The organism is Synechococcus sp. CCY9202 (assembly GCF_034931685.1).
GTDB lineage: Bacteria > Cyanobacteriota > Cyanobacteriia > PCC-6307 > Cyanobiaceae > CBW1002.
In genome coordinates, this window is the sequence record NZ_JAYGID010000137.1 from 1 (window position 1) to 17,522 (window position 17,522).

Below are 17,522 nucleotides of genomic sequence, written 5' to 3' on the forward strand. Positions count from 1 at the left end.
GCCGGTGAGCCAGCCGCCCAGCGCCAGGTAGGCGGTGGGGAACAGCAGCAGACCGGACCACCCCACGAATACGAAGCGGTCGCGCTTGAGCCAGTCATCGAGGACGTCGAACCATCCCCGCTGCGGCAGACGCCCTGCAGCGATCGTCATAAAGGGCTTTACGAAGCTTTACAAGCCCATCGTACGGGCCTCGCTGGCGAATCGCGCCCACTTTCGCTTCCCTTAAGAACCGGATGAGTACAAGCACTCAGTCTTCGGTTGGTGCTGGCGATTCGCCAGAGTGGGCCTCCACCGATCCACGCGCGTGTACGTCGTCGAGCTGTCCCTGAAGCTGAGCCCCATGCCCGTCGCGGTGCAGCGCAAGGAGCTGGAGGCTGCCCAGGCTCTTTATTCCGAGGTGAAGCAGACCCTTGAAAGCGGCCAGCCACGGCTGCTCGAACTCCACTGCGAGAAGGAGGAGGACAAGCGCATCAGCCTGCTGAGCAGCGAACTGGTGGCCGTGCAGATGTACGAGAAGTCGGCCACGGGCGGCGGTTCTCGGCGGCCGGGCTTCAGCTTCGAGGGCTGAAGCCCTTCACGTCCCCCCTGACCGCTGCACCGTTGCACACCGAAGCCGACCACCCCATCGGAGCAGAGCCGCCTCTGACTGTCGAGCGGCTGTGCTTCACCTGGCCGAATGGCCGGGTGGCCCTGCAGCACTGCCAGCTCGTCATTCCCCGTCCGGGGCTCTGGATGTTGGTGGGCAGCAATGGCAGTGGCAAAAGCACGCTGCTGCGGCTGATTGCCGGCCTTCTGCAGCCCTCCGGCGGACAGATCCGGCGCCCCGAGCGCACGGCACTGGTCTTCCAGAATCCTGACCACCAGCTGTTGCTGCCCAGCTGTGGCAGTGATCTGCAGCTGGGGCTGCCCCAGGATCTCTCCTCGATCGAGCGCAGCGAGCGGGTGGAGCAAGCCCTGAAGCAGGTGGGACTGGCCGGCATGGCCTCCCGGCCGATCCATACCCTCAGCGGCGGCCAGAAGCAGCGGTTGGCGATCGCCGGCGCCCTGGCCAGCGGTGCTCAGCTGCTGTTGCTGGACGAACCAACGGCATTGCTGGATCCAGACAGCCAACGTGGCGTGCTGGAGCTGATCCACAGCCTGTGCACCGGATCCGAGCCAAAGCTGACGGCACTCTGGATCACCCACCGGCTGGAGGAACTGGCCGCCTGCAACGGCGCTGCCTTGGTGGAACAGGGCCATGCCGGCCCCTGGCAGAGCGGTGCAGGCCTGCGGCGCAGCCTTGCCCCCTTGCAAGGGGGCAAGGCTGCGGGGTAGTTTCTCGTGGTCCCAATCCTCGGTAGCTCAGCGGTAGAGCGGTCGGCTGTTAACCGATTGGTCGCAGGTTCGAATCCCGCCCGGGGAGTTGTTGTTCTGAAGCCGAAGCGTTCGCTTCGGCTTTTTTTTGGTCAGGCCCGCCGTGTCAAGTCCTGCCCAGCAGGGGCCGTCGGCCATGAAGCACCCCCTACAGCGGTCAGAGGTTCCGGGCACTGGTTCTCTGGGAGGATGGCGCCGCTTTCATTCAGCCACAACCGAAACTGCGACCCGGTCCCTTCCTTGCCTGTCGCAGGCCCCCCGCCAGCGCCATCAACTCCGGGCAAGGATCCCTGACCGGATTCCAGTCGTGTCCAGTCCCTTTGGACAGGCTCCCGCTCCAGCGTTCTTCTGCAATCACCCACGCCTCCGCTCCATCCATGAAGCCCTGCATCCTGCTGATCGAAGACGACAGCGACATGCGTGAGCTGGTGGCCGGCCATCTGGAGCACAGCGGCTTCGACGTCCATCGCGCCGAGGACGGCATCAAGGGTCAGGCTCTGGCCGTCCAGGTCACCCCTGACGTGATCCTGCTGGATCTGATGCTGCCCAAGGTGGACGGCCTCACCCTCTGCCAGCGCCTGCGACGGGACGAGCGCACCGCCCGGATCCCGATCCTGATGCTCACAGCTCTGGGTGGCATCAAGGACAAGGTGAGCGGCTTCAACTCCGGCGCCGATGACTACCTCACCAAGCCCTTTGATCTTGAGGAGCTGATGGTGCGGGTCAAGGCGCTGCTCCGCCGCACCGACCGTGCCCCCCTCTCCACCAAGCAGACCGAAATCCTCAGCTACGGCAGCCTGACCCTGGTGCCGGAGCGGTTTGAGGCGATCTGGTTCGATCAGCCGGTAAGGCTCACCCACCTCGAGTTCGAACTGCTGCACTGCCTGCTGCAGCGCCATGGCCAGACCGTCTCCCCTTCACTCATTCTCAAGGAGGTGTGGGGCTACGAGCCCGACGACGACATCGAAACCATTCGGGTGCACGTGCGCCATCTGCGCACCAAGCTTGAGCCAGATCCACGCAAGCCTCGCTTCATCAAGACTGTCTATGGCGCCGGCTACTGCCTGGAGCTTCCCATCGGAGACCAGTTGCTGCAGGTCCAGGCACTGATCAATGAGACGCGGGAGCAGCGGCGCCAGGAACGGGCCTCGGCCTGATCCTCTCCTCGCTGCCCTGTCCGAGCAGGCCTCGTTGCTGCAGGCCCAGATCCAGCAGAGCCACCTCCCAGGCCAGCCGAGGTTGGACATAGGCCAGCAGCTGGCGACGCAACAGCTCAAGCCGCCCCAGGCTCTGGGGCTGGTGATGGCGATGCCACAGCTGCCATTGCCACCAGTCCAGCAGCCAGAGTTGCTGCTCGGCGTCCAGGGCCTCCGTCAGATCCCTGGCCAGAGCCAGGGCCTCAAGCGGATCGGGCCTGAGGTCGAGCAGCCGCTCGGCCACGCCAGCGGGCAGCGCCTGCCACTGGCGACGATGCTCCAGCAGGGCTCCAGGCGAGCCGGCCGCCAGGTCGAGCAGTCCGGGGGGATCGGCCATCGGTGGATCGTCGGGTGGCGTTGGTGGCAAGGAGGCCAGCACCTGGGCCAGGAGGGCCGGTGAGAGCCGCGCGAAGGGAACCTGCTGGCAACGGGAGCGGATTGTGCTGAGCAGTTGTTCCGGCGCCGCGCTGATCAGCACCAGCAGGCTGTCGCCGGGCTCCTCCAGGGTCTTGAGCAGAGCATTGGCGGCTCCTTCCGCCATCGCTTCGGCCGTGTCCACCACCACCAGGCAGCGGTCCGCCTCCAGCGGCCGGCGTGCCAGAAAGCGGGTCAGCTCGCGCACCTGCTCGAGCCGCAACTGCGGCAAGGCCCGGCGGCTGAGGCCCTGCTCGCGTGCCTGGGCCGCTGTGAAGAGCTGACCCTGGTGCTGATAGGTGGGTTCCACCCAGAGCAGGTCGGGATGGTTTCCCTGCGCCAGGCGCCGCCGCACCGAGGCTGATCCCTCCGGCCCCGCCAGCACTCCCTCGAGAAAGCGCAGCACGGCCAGCCGCCGACCCACGCCCTCCGGCCCGGCGAACAGATAGGCCGGTGCCAGGCGGCGACGTTCCAGCGCCGCCTGCAACAGGACCACGGCCTGCGGCTGCCCGATCAGATCGGCGAACAGGTCAGCCATGCGGGCCGAACCTGCTTTCCAGCAGGGCCCGGCAGGCCGCCGTCACCTGGTCGGGGGAACCAGCGGCATCCAGCCTGCACCAGCCCCGTTCCAGCGCCAGTTGGCGGAAACCGGCCTGCACCCTCGCCAGAAACGCTTCGCCGCTGGCCTCGATCCGGTCTGCAGGGCGACCTCCACGGCGCTGCAGCGACGCCGCCAGGGGCAGATCCAGCCAGAGCGTGAGATCGGGCTGCAGGCCACCGGTGGCGATCCGCTCCAGCGGCAGGATCTGATCCCAGGGCAAGCCACGCCCATAGCCCTGATAGGCGGCGGTGGATCCGCTGAAGCGATCGCTGAGCACCCAGTCGCCGGCGGCCAGAGCCGGTTGCAGGCACTGCTGCACGTGCTGGGCTCGATCGGCCGCGTAGAGCAACAGCTCGGCCTCACTGCAGGGCGCCTGATCGTCGGGTGGATGCAACAGCAGCTGGCGCAGGGCCAGGCCCAGCGCAGTGCCCCCTGGTTCGCGGGTCGTCAGCAAGCGGGCCGCCGTGGGCATCAGGCCGGAGCCAGGCAACCACTGGCGCAGGGCTTCGAGCTGGGTGGTCTTGCCGCATCCATCGATGCCTTCGAACACCAGGAACCGCCCGCGCTCCATGGCCTATCCCTCCTCTCCCGTCCCAGCTGGTCGGGCGCTGCCGGTCAAGGCCGAATGTAGGGGGAGAGCAGCAGGGCGTTGACCACCACCGTGATCGAGCTGAGGGCCATCAGCAGGGCCGCCAGCGGCGGCGTCAGCACGATGCCGAAGCCGGGCAGCAGGGCTCCGGCAGCGATCGGCAGCACGATCAGGTTGTAGCCGAAGGCCCAGGCCAGGTTGGCCCGCACGGTCGCCATGGTTCGGCGAGCGATCGTCAGGGCCTCGACCACCCCGTTCAACCGATCGCCCAGCACCACCAGATCGGCCGTGTCCTGCGCGATCTGGGTGCCGGTGCCCACCGCGATGCCGAGATCGGCGGCGGCCAGGGCCGGGGCGTCGTTGATGCCGTCTCCCACCATCGCCACCGGCCCCAGCTGGCGCGCTTCAAGAATCCGCTCCAGCTTCTGCTCAGGACGCAGCTCCCAGGCCAGTTCCTCGGCGGTCAGTCCGAGCCGCTGGCCCAGGCGGTTGACGGCGGATCGCCGGTCTCCGCTGAGCAGGCCCAGCCGCAGCCGCTGATGCCGCAGCTGCTCCAGGGTCTGCAGGGCATCGCTGCGGGGCTGATCCTCGACCGCCACCAGGCCGAGCGGCACGGTTCCCTCCGCCACGGCCAGCACGCTGGCTCCCTGACGCTCCAGGGCCTGGACCCTGCGGTCCAGGCCCTCCATGGCCACGCCGGTTGCTGCCAGCCATGCGGGTCGGCCCACCCGCACCCGCAGTCCCTGCTCCTCGCTGACGAACATCCCTTCGACGCCGTCACCACTGAGGGTTCGGGTCTCGGCCACTGGCAGCAACGCCAGTCCGCGGCGCTCGGCCTCCTGCAGCAGGGCGTGGGCGAGCGGATGGCGGGTGTGCTGTTCGAGGCTTGCGGCGAGCTGGAGCAAGCGATCCGCTGCCGCGCCATCTGCAGGGGCGTTGAGCGGGCAGACCGCGCTGACCAGGGGCCGGCCCAGCGTGAGGGTGCCGGTCTTGTCGAACAGGACACCGTGCAGGGAAGCGGCGACCTCGATCGCATCGCCACCGCGGAACAGCAAGCCCCGGCTGGCCGCCAGACCGGAGCCCACCGTGATCGCGGTGGGGGTCGCCAGGCCGAGGGCGCAGGGACAGGCCACCACCAGCACGGCGATCGCCAGCTGCAGGGCCAGGGCAAAGGGGGTGTCGGCGGCCATGCCGAGGGCGGCATGGGCCGCATGGGGGCTGGCGCCGGTATGGGACGCGGCCTGGAGAACCTGCGGCCACAGAGCTGCACCCCACTGCCACCAGAACAGAAACGTGGCGAGCGCCAGCAGCACCACCACGCCGGCGAAGCGCCCGGCCACCCGGTCGGCCAGGCCCTGGATCGGCGCTTTGCGGGCCTGGGCCTGCTCGACCAGATGGACGATGCGGCTGATGGCGCTGTCGCTGCCGCTGCGCTCCACCTCCAGCACCAGGGGCGCTTCCAGGTTGAGGCTGCCGGCATCGAGCTGCGTGCCGGCCTCGGCCTGAACAGGCAGGGGCTCGCCGGTGAGGCTGGACACATCCACCGCCGAAGCGCCGTCTCGCACCACCCCATCCACGGGCACCCGATCGCCGGGCAGGATCCGCACCCGATCGCCGGGCCGCAGCCCCCCCACCCGCACCGGCCGGGGCGCATCGGTGCCGAGCAACAGCAGGGCCGTTTCGGGTTGCAGGCGGGCCAACTGCTCGATCGCCCGACCGGTGCGTTGGCGGGCCCGGTCCTCCAGAAAGCGGCCCAGCAGCACGAAGCCGAGCAGCATCACCGGTTCGTTGAAGAAACAGGGCCAGCCGCTGGTGGGGTGGAGATAGGCCACGAGGCTGGCGCCGTAGGCACTGGCCACCCCCAGCCCCACCAGGGTGTCCATGCTGGGCATCCCGGCCAGGGCGGCCCGCAGACCCCGCAGCAGGATCGGCCGGCCAGGCCCAAGCAGAGCCACGGTGGCCACCACCGCGTGCACCCCCGGGTCGATCAGTGCTGCGAGCGGCGCTCCTGCGGCGGTGAGGCGCTCAGGCAGGCCACCCACCATGGCCAGGTGTCCAAGGCCGGAGACCAGCACCAGCAGCAGCGCCACCACCAGTTGCCGCCACTGGCGCCACCAGTGCTCCTGCTCCCGCTGGTCGCGGCGATCCAGGGCCTCCACCGACAAGCGAGGACTGGCCGCGAAGCCCAGGCCCAGCAGGCTGGCCTGCAGCGCTGGCAGGGTGTCTGAGGCTGCGCCTGGATCCAGCCCCACCCAGGCCGTACGGGTGAGCAGATTGACGCTGGCCTGGCATACGCCCGGCTGCTCCAGCAGGCGGCGCTCCACCGCCCGCACGCAGCCGCCACATTTCATGCCCTCCACCTCCAGCAGCAGCGGCTCGAGGGCGGGCGATTCCGCCCCATCGGACGTACCAGGCGCTGCAGGGGCGCTGGTCGATGCAGACCGATCGCTCACGATCCAGAGGCAGTACAGGCAGGCTAGGCAGCCCACTCTCCAGCCCTGGGCCAAAGCGCCGGGCCGTCAGCGAAACCATGCAGGATGGTGGCAAGCAGACCAGGATCCAGCCGTGCCCCGCAGCCAGCGCAACGACAACTTCATCGACAAGAGCTTCACGGTGATGGCCGATCTGATCGTGAAGCTGATGCCGATCGATCCCAAGGCCAAGGAAGCCTATGTGTACTACCGCGATGGCCTCTCGGCCCAGAACGACGGCGACTATGCCGAGGCCCTGGAGAATTACGAGGAAGCCCTCAAGCTCGAGGAGAACGCCGTGGACCGGGGCGAGATCTTCAAGAACATGGCGATCATCTACATGAGCAATGGCGAGGAGGAGAAGTCGCTCGAGTACTACCGCCAGTCGCTCGACGCCAACCCCAACTCCCCCTCCTGCCTCAAGAACATGGGTCTGATCTATGAGAAGTGGGGCCGTCTGGCGGCGGAAGCCGGCGACCAGGACGCGGCAGACCGCTGGCTTGACCAGGCCGCCGACTACTGGGGCAAGGCGGTGCGGCTCTACCCCGGCGGCTACCTGGACATCGAGAACTGGCTGAAGTCGTCGGGTCGCAGCAACGTGGACGTGTACTTCTGAGCCTCCGCAGGCCCCTCAGACGCGCGACCCTCAGAACGGCTGCTCCTGGGAGGGGTGCGAGCCCAGGGCCGCCACCAGCGCTTCGGCCACGTTGCCCGCCTCCAGCAGCTGCAGATCCAGTCCGGCCGCCAGCCCCCCCAGGCCGCCGGACCTGGGCACCACCGCTCGGCGGAACCCGAGGCGGGCCGCTTCCTGCAGACGCAGCTCCATCTGCCCCACGGGTCGCAACTGGCCGCCCAGGCCCAGCTCACCGATCAGCACGGTTCCAGGCGGCAGGGTGAGGTCGCGGAAGCTGGCCACCACCGCGGCAGCAACCCCCAGGTCCGCCGCCGGCTCCTCCACCTCGAGGCCGCCGGCCACGGCCAGGTAGCAGTCGAAGCGCGACAGGGGCAGGGAGAGGTGCTTCTCCAGGACCGCCAGGATCTGATGGAGGCGATTGGTGCCGATGCCCGTGGCGGTGCGCCGTGGGCTGGCGTAGCTGGTGGTGCTCACCAGGGCCTGCAGTTCGACCACAAGGGAGCGGGTGCCTTCGCAGGCCACGATCGTGGCGGTGCCCGGGCTGGGCTCCTGGCTGCCCAGGAACAGTTCGCTGGGGTTGCTCACCTCCGCCAGGCCGCGGCCCTGCATCTCGAAAACACCGAGTTCGTGGGTGGCGCCGAAGCGGTTCTTCACGGCACGCAGCAGCCGGTGGCTGGCGAAGCGGTCCCCCTCGAAGGTGAGCACGGCATCAACCAGATGCTCCAGCACCTTGGGCCCCGCCAACATGCCCTCCTTGGTCACATGGCCCACCAGCAGCAGTGCCGTGTCCTGGCGCTTGGCGATGCGGGCCAGGGCCGCGGCACACTCCCGCACCTGCGCGACCGACCCCGGGGCGCTGCTGAGTTCGCCGTCGTGCAGGGCCTGGATGCTGTCGATGATTGCCACCGCCGGCCGCAGTGCCTCCAGCTCCTGCAAGACCAGCTCCAGATCGGTTTCCGAGAGGAGTTGGAGCACGTTCCGGTCAGCCCCGCCAGACCCTTGAGGCTCGCTTCTGCCCTCACCGCTGCTGGCCGCCACTTCGGCCAGGCGCCGCCAGCGCAGTTTCACCTGCTGGGCCGATTCCTCGGCACTGACGTAGAGCACCGAGCAGCGATCCGCCATCGCCCGGGCGCTCTGCAGCAGCAGGGTGGATTTGCCGATGCCGGGATCGCCCCCCAGCAGCACCAGCGATCCCGGCACCAGGCCACCACCGAGAACCCGGTCGAGTTCGATGTAGCCGCTGCTGAGCCGCTGCAGGGGCCGTTCCCCCACCGCATGGATCGGCTCCGAACGCCGCGGTCTGCCGGTGGCGGCAGCCTCTCCATCCGCCCCATTCCAGTCTTCGGCCACACCGTGGCTTGCAGGGCCACCACCGGAGCGGGGCACCGGCCGGCGCCGCCGTGAATCAGCTGCCGGTACCGCCTGTTCCACCAGGGTGTTCCAGCTGCCGCAGGCCGCGCAACGGCCGAAGAACTGGCGCGTGCGGGCGCCGCAGCTGCTGCAGACGTAGTGGGTGGACGGGCGCCCCAGGGCCATCGCTTCAACTCGATCTGTGACGAATGGTGGCTTTCAGTGAACGGAGTGGACCTCTGGCCTTTTCAGTAGTGCTGATCGGATGTAGATGCCGCTCAATGGCGAGTGCCTCTGTGATGACGGTTGTGGTGACGCTGCGATGACGGCTTCGTCCCCCGCCAAGGAAACCATCCTCGTCGTGGATGACGAGGCCAGCATCCGACGGATCCTGGAGACCCGCCTGTCGATGATCGGCTATCAGGTGGTCACCGCCTGTGACGGTGTCGAGGCGCTTGAAAGCTTCCGACGCGTCACACCCGATCTGGTGGTGCTCGACGTGATGATGCCGAAGCTGGATGGCTATGGCGTCTGCCAGGAGCTGCGCAAGGAATCGGATGTACCGATCGTGATGCTCACGGCCCTGGGCGACGTGGCCGACCGCATCACCGGCCTCGAACTCGGCGCCGATGACTATGTGGTCAAGCCGTTCAGCCCCAAGGAACTCGAGGCACGCATCCGCTGCGTGCTCCGGCGTGTCGAGAAGGAAGCGGTGGCGGGCATCCCCAACTCGGGGGTGATCCAGGTGGGCGAGCTGCGGATCGACACCAACAAGCGCCAAGTCTACCGGGGCGATGAGCGCATCCGGCTAACCGGCATGGAGTTCAGCCTGCTGGAGCTGCTGGTGAGCCGCTCAGGCGAGCCGTTCAGCCGCGGCGAGATCCTCAAGGAGGTGTGGGGGTATACCCCGGAGCGTCACGTGGACACCCGCGTGGTGGATGTCCATATCTCCCGGCTGCGCTCCAAACTGGAAGACGATCCCGCCAATCCCGAGCTGATCCTCACGGCACGGGGCACCGGGTATCTGTTCCAGCGCATCGTTGACGCCGTTGCCTCCGAAGGAAGCTGACAACACGGTTCCCGGCCCTCTGCGGCCTCGAACCAGCCGAGCCAAACCCAGCCGGGCGATCCGGCGACTGGTGGTCTGGTACCGGCGCAATGCGACCGTGACTCGCGTGGTCGGCACGGCCACCGCCGCCGGCAACGTGGCCGGGTCCGTGGTGGGCGTCGCCGGCAACGTGGCCGGTGCAGCCGGCTCGATGGCGGGGACCATGGCCGGATCGGTGGTCTCCGGCGCCGGCACCGTGGCGGGCACGGTGCTCACCCCCCTGGTGTTCGACCCCCTGCGGCGGCTGCAGCAGGGCCAGGCGGGCATGGCGGCCGAGATCGCCGATACCGAGCGGCTCTGGGTGGCGGTGGACGGCATGGGCGGCGACGAAGCCCCCGGTCCGATTCTTGAGGGCTGCCTCAGTGCCGTGGAGCTGCTGCCTCTGCGGGTGCGCTTCGTGGCAGAGACCGAGCCCCTGCAACGGGCCGTGGCTGAGCTGGGGCTGCAGGAAGCCCTCGCCAGCGCGACGGAGCGGGGCCTGATCGACCTTGTATCCAGCGGCCCCTCCGTGGGCATGCACGAGGAAGCCACGGTGGTGCGGCGCAAGCGCGACGCCAGCATCAACCTGGCCATGGATCTGGTCAAGCGCGGCGAGGCCACCGCCGTGTATTCCGCCGGCAACTCCGGTGCCGTGATGGCCTCGGCGATCTTTCGCCTCGGCAGGCTCAAGGGCATCGATCGCCCCGCCATCGGCGCCCTGTTCCCCACCAAGGACCCCAGCCAGCAGGTGCTGGTGCTGGACGTGGGCGCCAACATGGACTGCAAGCCCGAATGGCTGCACCAGTTCGCCCTGCTCGGCAACATCTACAGCCGCGACGTGCTGCAGGTGGCCCGCCCCCGGGTCGGCCTGGTGAACATCGGAGAGGAGGAGTGCAAGGGGAACGACCTCTGCCTGCGCACCTACCCGCTGCTGGCCGGCGACGAGCGCTTTGTGTTTGCCGGCAACTGCGAAGGGCGCGACATCCTTTCCGGCGACTTCGATGTGGTCGTCTGCGACGGGTACACCGGCAATGTGCTGCTGAAATTCCTTGAATCGGTGGGCAGCGTGCTGCTGGATGTGCTGCGCGCCGAGCTGCCCCGCGGCCGCCGCGGCAAGCTGGGCTCAGCCTTTCTGCGCAGCAACCTGGTGCGCATCAAGAAGCGTCTCGACCATGCCGAGCACGGCGGCGCTCTGCTGCTGGGGGTGGATGGGGTCTGTGTGATCGGCCATGGCAGCAGCAAGGCCCTCTCGGTGCTGAGCGCCCTGCGCCTGGCCCATTCGGCCGCCAGCCACGGCGTCATGGACGACCTCCATGCGCTCGGCGCCAGCCAGGTCCAGGCCGAAGCAGCAACGGCAGCAGCCTGTGATTGACTGAGCCCAATCGTGGTCTGATCACGTGGCGTTCGGGGCAAGCGGTGAATCCCTGGGCATGTCGGCGGATGGCCTGGGCCGGGCAGCGGAACGTCCGGGCATGGCCCTGGTGGGCTGCGGTAGTGCCCTGCCGGCAGCCAGTGTCAGCAATGCCGCGCTGAGCGAGCGGGTGGACACCAACGATGCCTGGATCCGCTCCCGCACTGGCATCGGCGCTCGGCGGGTCGCTGGCCCCGATGAAACCCTCACCAGCCTGGCCGCAGAGGCCTGCACCCACGCCCTTGCCCATGCCGGCTGGAGCCCGGAAAGCCTGGATCTGATCCTGCTGGCCACCTCCAGTCCCGACGACCTGTTCGGCACCGCTCCTCGCATCCAGGCCTGCCTGGGCGCTCGGAATGCCGTGGCCTTCGATCTCACGGCCGCCTGCAGCGGCTTTCTCTTCGCCCTGATCACCACGGCCCAGTACATCGCCGGTGGCAGTGTGCGTCGGGCCCTGGTGATCGGCGCTGACCAGCTCAGCCGCTGGGTGGACTGGGATGACCGCCGGACCTGCGTGCTGTTCGGGGATGGGGCCGCAGCCGTGGCCGTGGAGGCCTGCGATGCCGACGCCAACGGATTGCTGGGCTTTCGCATGCGCTCCGATGGCAGCCGCAACGGCTGCCTCACCCTCGCCCAGACCGATCAACGCCAGGCCCTGCTCGGCAATCTCTCGGCCCAGCGCGGCGGCTTCGCGCCGATCCACATGAACGGCCAGGAGGTCTACAAGTTCGCCGTGCGGGAAGTGCCCGCCGTGCTGGCTGAGGTGCTGGAGGCCTGTGGCACCGAGGCCAACCAGCTCGACTGGTTGCTGCTGCATCAGGCCAACCAACGCATTCTCGATGCGGTGGCCGAGCGCTTCAAGGTGCCTCCGGAACGGGTGCTCAGCAACCTGGCCAGCTATGGCAACACCTCAGCCGCCACAATTCCGCTGATGCTTGATGAAGCCGTGCGCGATGGTCGTGTCAAGCCCGGTCACCGGCTGGCCAGCAGTGGCTTCGGTGCCGGGCTCAGCTGGGGCGGGGCCCTGCTGCGCTGGAGCGGTCCCCAGGGCTGAGCCCGGTCACCTCGGGGTCACACCGCTGCGGCTCGCCTGCAGGCGGCAGCCCTGGTTTGGTTCTCGGTGAACAGCACCGCCGTAATCTCCTGCCGATCGCACGCGCAGCAACGGCATGGGTATTGCCTGGGTGTTTCCTGGCCAGGGTTCCCAGAAGGTGGGGATGGCCGATGGGGTTCTGGATCTGGCCGGCGCCCGCGAGCGCTTCGGGGAGGCCTCGGAGCTGCTGGGCCGCGACCTGCTGGCGATCTGCCAGGGGCAGGAGATCGACACCGGAGGCGGACCCACTGATCTCAATGACACCCGCAACACCCAGCCGGCCCTGTTCGTAATCGAAGGCCTGCTGGTCGAGGAGCTCCACCGGCAGGGCCGGACTGCCCAGTTGGTGGCGGGTCACAGCCTCGGCGAGCTCGTGGCGCTCCACGCCGCCGGGGTGTTCGACTTCCCTACGGGCCTGGCCCTGATGCAACGTCGCAGCGAGTTGATGGCCGCCGCCGGTGGTGGCGCCATGACTGCGGTGATGGGCTTCGATCGCAATCAGCTCAGCGACCTGGTGGCCGCCACCGATGGGGTGGTGATCGCCAACGACAACAGCAGTGCCCAGGTTGTCCTCTCCGGCAGCCCCGAGGCCGTGGCTGCGGTGTGCGCAGCGCTGCAGTGCAAGCGCGCCATCCCGCTGGCGGTGAGCGGGGCCTTCCATTCCCCCTTCATGGCTGAGGCGGCCGAGGCCTTCGCCGCTGAGCTGGAGGCCGTGCCGTTCGCCGATGCCACGATTCCGGTGCTCAGCAACACCGATCCCACGCCGGAAACCCGGGGAGAGGTGCTCAAGGCGCGGCTCACCCGCCAGATGACAACCGGCGTGCGCTGGCGCGAAACCATGGATTGCTTCGTGGCCGAGGCGATCAGCACAGCGGTGGAAATCGGCCCGGGCAATGTGCTCAGCGGCCTGATCAAGCGGAGCTGCAGCGGCATCACCACCAGCCAGATCGCTTCCGCCGCTGACCTGGGCCTGTGAGCACCCCAGCCCCACCCTCCGGGCCTCGGCAAGGCAGCGGTGCCGACGAGCAAGAGCGGCCCGTCGGCGGTAACCGCCCCGGATCCCGCTCCGTCCAGGCGGTGAAGCGGGTCCTGCGGCGGCGGCGCAAACCTGCCGAGCCTCCGGCACTGCTCAGCACCCCGAAACCCAGCCTCACCTATCGGCTGATCAGCTATCTGCTGGTGTTTCCGATCTACCGGCTGCTGTTCCGGGGCCGCACCGCCGGCAACACCAATGTGCCCCTGGAAGGGGCGTTGGTGGTGGTGGCCAACCACGGATCCCATCTCGACCCGCCGCTGCTCGGCCATGCCCTGGGACGCCCCGTCGCCTTCATGGCGAAAGCGGAGCTGTTCCGGGTGCCGCTGCTGGGGCCGATCATCCGGGCCTGTGGCGCCTACCCGGTGGCCCGTGGCGCCAGCGACCGCGAAGCGATCCGCACCGCCACCGACCGGTTGCTGCAGGGCTGGGCCACGGGGGTGTTTCTGGATGGCACCCGTCAAGCGGATGGGCGCGTCAACGAGCCCCAGCCCGGTGCCGCCCTTCTGGCCGCCCGGGCGGGGGTGCCGCTGCTGCCGGTGGCGATCGTGAACAGCCACCGGGCCCTCGGTACCGGTAGGCAACGCCTGCGCCTGGTGCCGATCCACATCCGCATCGGCACGCCGATTCCGCCACCGGCTTCGCGCCGCCGCCCCGATCTGGACGCCACCACCCGGGCCTGCCAGGAGCAGATCAATGCTCTGCTCGATCAGGGAATGCTCAGCGGCGCTCCAGCCGCGCCCCAGCTCGCTCCAGCCACGGGCTCAGATGGTCTGCCGCCCAACCCCTGATGTCATGGCCGCTCACCACCCAGAGCGCCGCCCTTAGCCCATCTCCCCAGACCTTGCTGCGGCCCTCAGGACGGCAGTGGTGGCCGCAGGGCACAGCCACGGGAGTGAGCTGGATGCCACGGCTGCCGGCCACGATCCGGCCCACCAGCAGGGCCCGGTCCATGTGGTCGCTGCTGGTCACCAGCAGGGCGTGGCGGATGCGCGAGCGACGCAGATCATCCACCAGGGAGGTGAAGTTGGAGAGGGTGTCGCGGGCGCGGTAGTCGAGCTTGACCCGATCCCGCGGCAATCCCTCCCGTTGCTCGAACAGCCAGTGGGCATATTCGGGATTGGTGCCGCCGCTCACCACCACCGGCAGTCCATCGCGGCGGGCCAGGCGGGCCGCGACCTGTTCGCGCTCCGCATCGCCGCCCAGCACCAGGATCATCTGCGGCTGCGGTGGCGTCGGCCACCACCAGCCGCGGGACAGCCAGAGCAGGCCGCTGCCCAGCACCAGCGGCAGCACCAGCCTGCCCAGTCCCCGCCGGGCCGGAGGGCGACGTGTCTGTTGCTGGGGCACCGGCCGGCCCGTGGGCCCTGGGAGTGGACCGGCGCTGCGCGGCGGTGGCCCTGACGATCGGCGCTGGGGTCGGCGGCGCCGGGAGGGCGGAGGGTCGCTGGGGGTTGCCGCCATCAGAGCCCCTCCACCGGGCTGGTGGGATACAGCGGCAGCACCGGCTGCCAAGGAGCGGGCCGATCGGCCGCCGCCGCTGCCTGGCAGCGGACCAGCAGCAGCTCGGCATCGGCGGGAAGAACCGGCACGGCCGACAGCAGCGGCGCCGCCGCCAGCTCAGCCAGCTGCTCAGACTTGCCGTAGAGGCGTGGGGTCAGCCGTTCGATCACGCCAGCGGTCTGGATGGGATCGGCGGCATAGAGGCCCGCCACCAGGCCACGGCGCGGCAGCTCCTGCACCAGCCAGAAAGGACCCGTGGCAGGAGCTGCCCCATCGCCCAGCAGACGTTGGGCGATCAGCGCGAAGCTGCCCACGCCATCCAGGGGGACCGCCAGCTGCTGGGCCAGAGTGCGGGCCAGCACCACCGAGAGGCGCGTGCCGGTGAAACCACCAGGACCTGTCGCCACGGCCAGGCGCGCAAGCCGTGACCATTGGCTGGCCGGCAGCACCGCCTCCACACACTCGAGCAGTTGATTGGAGAGCGAGCGCCCCAGGGGAAAGGCGCGGGACTGAAGAGACCCGCCGCCCCCCAGGGGCTGGGCCGCCACACCGAAGGTGTCGCTGCTGCTGTGCAGCGCCAGGACCCAGGGAACGGCACTCCCGTTGGCCTGGGAAACCGTGGCCGGCGAGGGATCGGGGGAGGGAGAGGGCTCACTCATGCGGGCAGCTTCTCGCCCGGCCGCAACCGATGCCAACGCCCCGGCTCCGCCTGGAAACTGTCACATCCGCGCACGTCCCACTCCACCCCCACCCCTCCGCCCTCCAGCTCACGCACCTGCACGTGAATGCGTGGCTGCTGGGGCCTGATGTCCGGGGTGGCGCTGAGGTGGGGCACACCATGCTGCCGCTCCACTGCGTGGTAGGCCTGGCAGCGGTCCACCCAGTGGCAATCCACACAGATGCACATGCTGCACGGACCGGATCCAACAGACATTCTGGCCGAAGAGGCTGAGGCGGCGGCGCAGTTGCGTCAGAGGCTGGCCGTGGACCAGTGGCCGCTCTCCATCGACCACCTTCCGGCCGATGCCGCCCTGGTGGGTGGGGCTGTGCGGGATGGGCTTCTGGATCGCCTGGCGGATCGCCCCGATCTCGATCTGGTGGTCGCGGAGGATGCGATCGAGCTCTGCCGCCGCCTGGCCCGCCGCCACGGCGGCAGTTGCGTTGTGCTGGACGAGCAGCGCAGCATCGCCCGCCTGGTGCTGCGGGGCTGGACGGTGGACCTGGCTCGCCGCTGCGGCACCGATCTGGCCAGCGATCTGCGCCGCCGCGACTACACGATCAATGCCATCGCCCTGCCACTGGAAGCCGGCGCCTCTCTTCTGGATCCCACCGGAGGCCTGGCGGATCTGCGCCAGCGGCAGCTGGTGGCCGTGAGCGAGGCCAACCTGCTTGACGATCCGCTGCGTCTGCTGCGGGGGGTGCGGCTGGCGGCAGAACTGGAGTTTCGCCTGTCCGCCACCACCCGTCGCTGGCTGGCGGCCCACCATCACCGCCTGGCCAGCGTGGCCTGCGAACGGGTTCTGACGGAACTGGAGAAACTGGCGGCGGCACCAGCCGGCCACAGAGGCCTGATCACCGCGATGGAGCTGCAGCTGCTGCAACCCTGGCAAGCCGATGCAGCGGGCGCGGCCAGGCTCACGGGCCTGGATGAGGAAGGGGCGGTTGCCCGGGGTTTGAACCGGGAGGAACGGGGCTGGGCCTTACCCCTGGCGCGGCTGGCGGCCCTGCTGGATGGCGGGGCTGTGGCGCGGCTGCACGGCAGTCGCCGGTTACAGCAGCGCTGTGAGCGCCTGAATCGCTGGCGCGTCGCTTTGGAGGTCCGCAGCGCCGGGAAGGGCTGCGGCAGTCTGAAGACCTTGCAGGAACCCGAACGCCTGCGGCTGCACCAGGAGCTGGAGGAGGCACTTCCGGCGCTGCTGCTGCTCCTGCCTGAGGCCACGGCTCGCCAGGCCATGGAGCGCTGGCACGACCCGCACGACCCCCTGTTTCACCCCCGCCCGCCGATCGATGGGCGCCAGCTGCAGGAGCTGCTGGCGATCCCCGCTGGGCCACGGCTGGGGGAATTGCTGGCCTTCCTCACCCGCGAGAGGGCCTATCAGCGGTTGCCAGAAGCGTCACAACAGAGCACCAGCGGGTTGGATCCGCAATCTGCTGCGGCAGCCGAACCGATCGTGCAGCTGGCGCGGAAATGGTGGCAACAGGCCGAGGCAGGTGAGGAAGGCCGTAGGGCTGCGGACCGGCGACATGATTAACTTTGAAATGCAAAGGCGTGTACCAGAGGTTTCTCCTCGCCTGCTGAAGCTTTCCTCCTATCCCCTTCCCTCCTCCCATGAGCGTTCGTCTCTACATCGGCAATCTGCCGGAAGCTTTTGATGCAAAAGAGCTCGACGCTCTGCTCGCGAACGTTGGCAAGGGGATTCGTTTCAAGTCCGTCACCGACCGCGACACCGGCGCCAGCCGGGGCTTCGGCTTCGCCAACGTGGACGACCCGAAGCTGGCCGATGCCCTGATCGAGCAGCTCAACGGCAAGGAGTTCGGCGGCAGCACCCTCCGCATCGAGATCTCCGAGCGTCGTGACGCCCGCCCCACCGGTGCCGCCGGCAGTCGCGTCGGTGCAGCACCCGCGGCCGCCCGCAAGGCAATCAACAAGGTGGTTCACGCCGACAGCGTCGATGCCGAAGCTCCCGATCCCCGCTGGGCCGGCGAGCTCTCGAAGCTGAAGGACCTGCTCGGCAAACAGACTGCTGCCGTCTGATCCAGCAACGATCGCAGGGCTGCTGCCTCCCG

18 protein-coding genes, 1 tRNA gene and 1 pseudogene are annotated in these 17,522 nt (G+C 68.9%); 12 read left to right on the forward strand and 8 right to left on the reverse strand.

The window, feature by feature from the left end; translation table 11 throughout:
• Nucleotides 1–150 (reverse strand): annotated as a pseudogene (locus VB777_RS16540) (photosystem II D2 protein (photosystem q(a) protein)); the annotation flags it as partial.
• A 154-nt stretch (nucleotides 151–304) separates the two neighbouring features.
• Between VB777_RS16540 and VB777_RS16545 the strand changes: the two are divergent.
• From VB777_RS16545 to VB777_RS16560, 4 genes are all read left to right on the forward strand, one after another.
• On the forward strand, nucleotides 305–568 hold the full coding sequence (locus tag VB777_RS16545; RefSeq protein ID WP_323250331.1) for a hypothetical protein: 264 nt from the start codon (nucleotides 305–307) through the stop codon (nucleotides 566–568).
• Between the two features lie 32 nt (nucleotides 569–600).
• On the forward strand, nucleotides 601–1,314 hold the full coding sequence (locus tag VB777_RS16550; RefSeq protein WP_323250333.1) for an ABC transporter ATP-binding protein: 714 nt from the start codon (nucleotides 601–603) through the stop codon (nucleotides 1,312–1,314).
• 16 nt (nucleotides 1,315–1,330) lie between these two features.
• A tRNA-Asn gene (locus VB777_RS16555) sits at nucleotides 1,331–1,402 on the forward strand.
• Nucleotides 1,403–1,730: 328 nt separating this feature from the next.
• Nucleotides 1,731–2,510 (forward strand): response regulator transcription factor, encoded by a 780-nt coding sequence (locus VB777_RS16560; RefSeq protein ID WP_197158597.1) that lies wholly within the window; start codon nucleotides 1,731–1,733, stop codon nucleotides 2,508–2,510.
• Here VB777_RS16560 and VB777_RS16565 read toward each other — a convergent pair.
• From VB777_RS16565 to VB777_RS16575, 3 genes are read right to left on the reverse strand one after another with little or no spacing between them, the layout of a single operon-like run.
• Nucleotides 2,464–3,501, reverse strand: coding sequence for a DNA polymerase III subunit delta' (locus tag VB777_RS16565; RefSeq protein ID WP_197170810.1), 1,038 nt, complete (start codon nucleotides 3,499–3,501; stop codon nucleotides 2,464–2,466). The genes VB777_RS16560 and VB777_RS16565 overlap by 47 nt on opposite strands.
• Complete coding sequence (gene tmk, locus VB777_RS16570; protein WP_197158595.1) at nucleotides 3,494–4,135, reverse strand: dTMP kinase; 642 nt, start codon at nucleotides 4,133–4,135, stop codon at nucleotides 3,494–3,496. The genes VB777_RS16565 and tmk overlap by 8 nt, the downstream gene beginning before the upstream one ends.
• Nucleotides 4,136–4,179: 44 nt before the next feature.
• Nucleotides 4,180–6,504 carry a heavy metal translocating P-type ATPase gene (locus VB777_RS16575; RefSeq protein WP_322758783.1) on the reverse strand — a complete coding sequence of 775 codons (2,325 nt, stop codon included), beginning with the start codon at nucleotides 6,502–6,504 and terminating at the stop codon, nucleotides 4,180–4,182.
• A gap of 214 nt (nucleotides 6,505–6,718) precedes the next feature.
• Here VB777_RS16575 and VB777_RS16580 point away from each other — a divergent pair, with 214 nt between their 5' ends.
• Nucleotides 6,719–7,240 (forward strand): photosystem I assembly protein Ycf3, encoded by a 522-nt coding sequence (locus tag VB777_RS16580; RefSeq protein WP_197158594.1) that lies wholly within the window; start codon nucleotides 6,719–6,721, stop codon nucleotides 7,238–7,240.
• A gap of 30 nt (nucleotides 7,241–7,270) precedes the next feature.
• On the opposite strand, the gene radA is transcribed toward VB777_RS16580, so the two are convergent.
• On the reverse strand, nucleotides 7,271–8,794 hold the full coding sequence (gene radA, locus VB777_RS16585) for a DNA repair protein RadA (protein ID WP_416223863.1): 1,524 nt from the start codon (nucleotides 8,792–8,794) through the stop codon (nucleotides 7,271–7,273).
• A 136-nt stretch (nucleotides 8,795–8,930) separates the two neighbouring features.
• On the opposite strand from radA, the gene rpaB reads away from it, so the two are divergent.
• From rpaB to VB777_RS16610, 5 genes are all read left to right on the forward strand, one after another.
• On the forward strand, nucleotides 8,931–9,677 hold the full coding sequence (rpaB, locus tag VB777_RS16590) for a response regulator transcription factor RpaB (protein ID WP_197158593.1): 747 nt from the start codon (nucleotides 8,931–8,933) through the stop codon (nucleotides 9,675–9,677).
• Nucleotides 9,658–11,067 (forward strand): phosphate acyltransferase PlsX, encoded by a 1,410-nt coding sequence (gene plsX, locus VB777_RS16595; protein WP_323250381.1) that lies wholly within the window; start codon nucleotides 9,658–9,660, stop codon nucleotides 11,065–11,067. Before rpaB ends, plsX begins: the two co-directional genes overlap by 20 nt.
• A 100-nt stretch (nucleotides 11,068–11,167) precedes the next feature.
• Entirely contained in the window at nucleotides 11,168–12,160 is a 993-nt protein-coding gene (locus tag VB777_RS16600; protein WP_323250383.1) for a beta-ketoacyl-ACP synthase III, read from the forward strand.
• Between the two features lie 115 nt (nucleotides 12,161–12,275).
• A complete protein-coding gene (fabD, locus tag VB777_RS16605; RefSeq protein ID WP_322758250.1) occupies nucleotides 12,276–13,175 on the forward strand; it encodes an ACP S-malonyltransferase in 900 nt (299 codons plus the stop codon).
• Between the two features lie 113 nt (nucleotides 13,176–13,288).
• On the forward strand, nucleotides 13,289–14,023 hold the full coding sequence (locus VB777_RS16610) for a lysophospholipid acyltransferase family protein (protein ID WP_370594693.1): 735 nt from the start codon (nucleotides 13,289–13,291) through the stop codon (nucleotides 14,021–14,023).
• Here VB777_RS16610 and VB777_RS16615 read toward each other — a convergent pair.
• From VB777_RS16615 to VB777_RS16625, 3 genes are read right to left on the reverse strand one after another with little or no spacing between them, the layout of a single operon-like run.
• The gene (locus tag VB777_RS16615) at nucleotides 13,953–14,696 is read right to left on the reverse strand and encodes a YdcF family protein (RefSeq protein ID WP_197158590.1); all 744 of its coding nucleotides are present in this window, start codon (nucleotides 14,694–14,696) and stop codon (nucleotides 13,953–13,955) included. The two genes, VB777_RS16610 and VB777_RS16615, sit on opposite strands and share 71 nt — an antisense overlap.
• Entirely contained in the window at nucleotides 14,696–15,394 is a 699-nt protein-coding gene (gene tsaB, locus VB777_RS16620) for a tRNA (adenosine(37)-N6)-threonylcarbamoyltransferase complex dimerization subunit type 1 TsaB (protein ID WP_197158589.1), read from the reverse strand. Before tsaB ends, VB777_RS16615 begins: the two co-directional genes overlap by 1 nt.
• Nucleotides 15,391–15,642 carry a Ycf34 family protein gene (locus tag VB777_RS16625; RefSeq protein ID WP_197158588.1) on the reverse strand — a complete coding sequence of 84 codons (252 nt, stop codon included), beginning with the start codon at nucleotides 15,640–15,642 and terminating at the stop codon, nucleotides 15,391–15,393. Before VB777_RS16625 ends, tsaB begins: the two co-directional genes overlap by 4 nt.
• Here VB777_RS16625 and VB777_RS16630 point away from each other — a divergent pair.
• Together VB777_RS16630 and VB777_RS16635 are read left to right on the forward strand one after the other, a co-directional pair.
• Entirely contained in the window at nucleotides 15,641–16,987 is a 1,347-nt protein-coding gene (locus VB777_RS16630; RefSeq protein ID WP_323250336.1) for a CCA tRNA nucleotidyltransferase, read from the forward strand. The two genes, VB777_RS16625 and VB777_RS16630, sit on opposite strands and share 2 nt — an antisense overlap.
• A gap of 77 nt (nucleotides 16,988–17,064) precedes the next feature.
• Nucleotides 17,065–17,490: an RNA-binding protein gene (locus VB777_RS16635; protein WP_323250338.1), complete on the forward strand. Its 426-nt coding sequence runs from the start codon at nucleotides 17,065–17,067 to the stop codon at nucleotides 17,488–17,490.
• The last annotated feature ends 32 nt before the right edge of the window (nucleotides 17,491–17,522 follow it).

Bases quoted from the DNA above. Each gene is read 5' to 3' on its own strand.
- VB777_RS16560 (WP_197158597.1), top strand. From the start codon at position 1,731: ATGAAGCCCTGCATCCTGCTGATCGAAGACGACAGCGACATGCGTGAG.
- VB777_RS16565 (WP_197170810.1), bottom strand. From the start codon at position 3,501: ATGGCTGACCTGTTCGCCGATCTGATCGGGCAGCCGCAGGCCGTGGTC.
- tmk (WP_197158595.1), bottom strand. From the start codon at position 4,135: ATGGAGCGCGGGCGGTTCCTGGTGTTCGAAGGCATCGATGGATGCGGC.
- VB777_RS16575 (WP_322758783.1), bottom strand. From the start codon at position 6,504: ATGAAATGTGGCGGCTGCGTGCGGGCGGTGGAGCGCCGCCTGCTGGAG.
- radA (WP_416223863.1), bottom strand. From the start codon at position 8,794: ATGGCCCTGGGGCGCCCGTCCACCCACTACGTCTGCAGCAGCTGCGGC.
- rpaB (WP_197158593.1), top strand. From the start codon at position 8,931: ATGACGGCTTCGTCCCCCGCCAAGGAAACCATCCTCGTCGTGGATGAC.
- VB777_RS16600 (WP_323250383.1), top strand. From the start codon at position 11,168: ATGGCCCTGGTGGGCTGCGGTAGTGCCCTGCCGGCAGCCAGTGTCAGC.
- fabD (WP_322758250.1), top strand. From the start codon at position 12,276: ATGGGTATTGCCTGGGTGTTTCCTGGCCAGGGTTCCCAGAAGGTGGGG.
- VB777_RS16615 (WP_197158590.1), bottom strand. From the start codon at position 14,696: ATGGCGGCAACCCCCAGCGACCCTCCGCCCTCCCGGCGCCGCCGACCC.
- tsaB (WP_197158589.1), bottom strand. From the start codon at position 15,394: ATGAGTGAGCCCTCTCCCTCCCCCGATCCCTCGCCGGCCACGGTTTCC.
- VB777_RS16630 (WP_323250336.1), top strand. From the start codon at position 15,641: ATGCTGCACGGACCGGATCCAACAGACATTCTGGCCGAAGAGGCTGAG.
- VB777_RS16625 (WP_197158588.1), bottom strand. From the start codon at position 15,642: ATGTGCATCTGTGTGGATTGCCACTGGGTGGACCGCTGCCAGGCCTAC.
- VB777_RS16635 (WP_323250338.1), top strand. From the start codon at position 17,065: ATGAGCGTTCGTCTCTACATCGGCAATCTGCCGGAAGCTTTTGATGCA.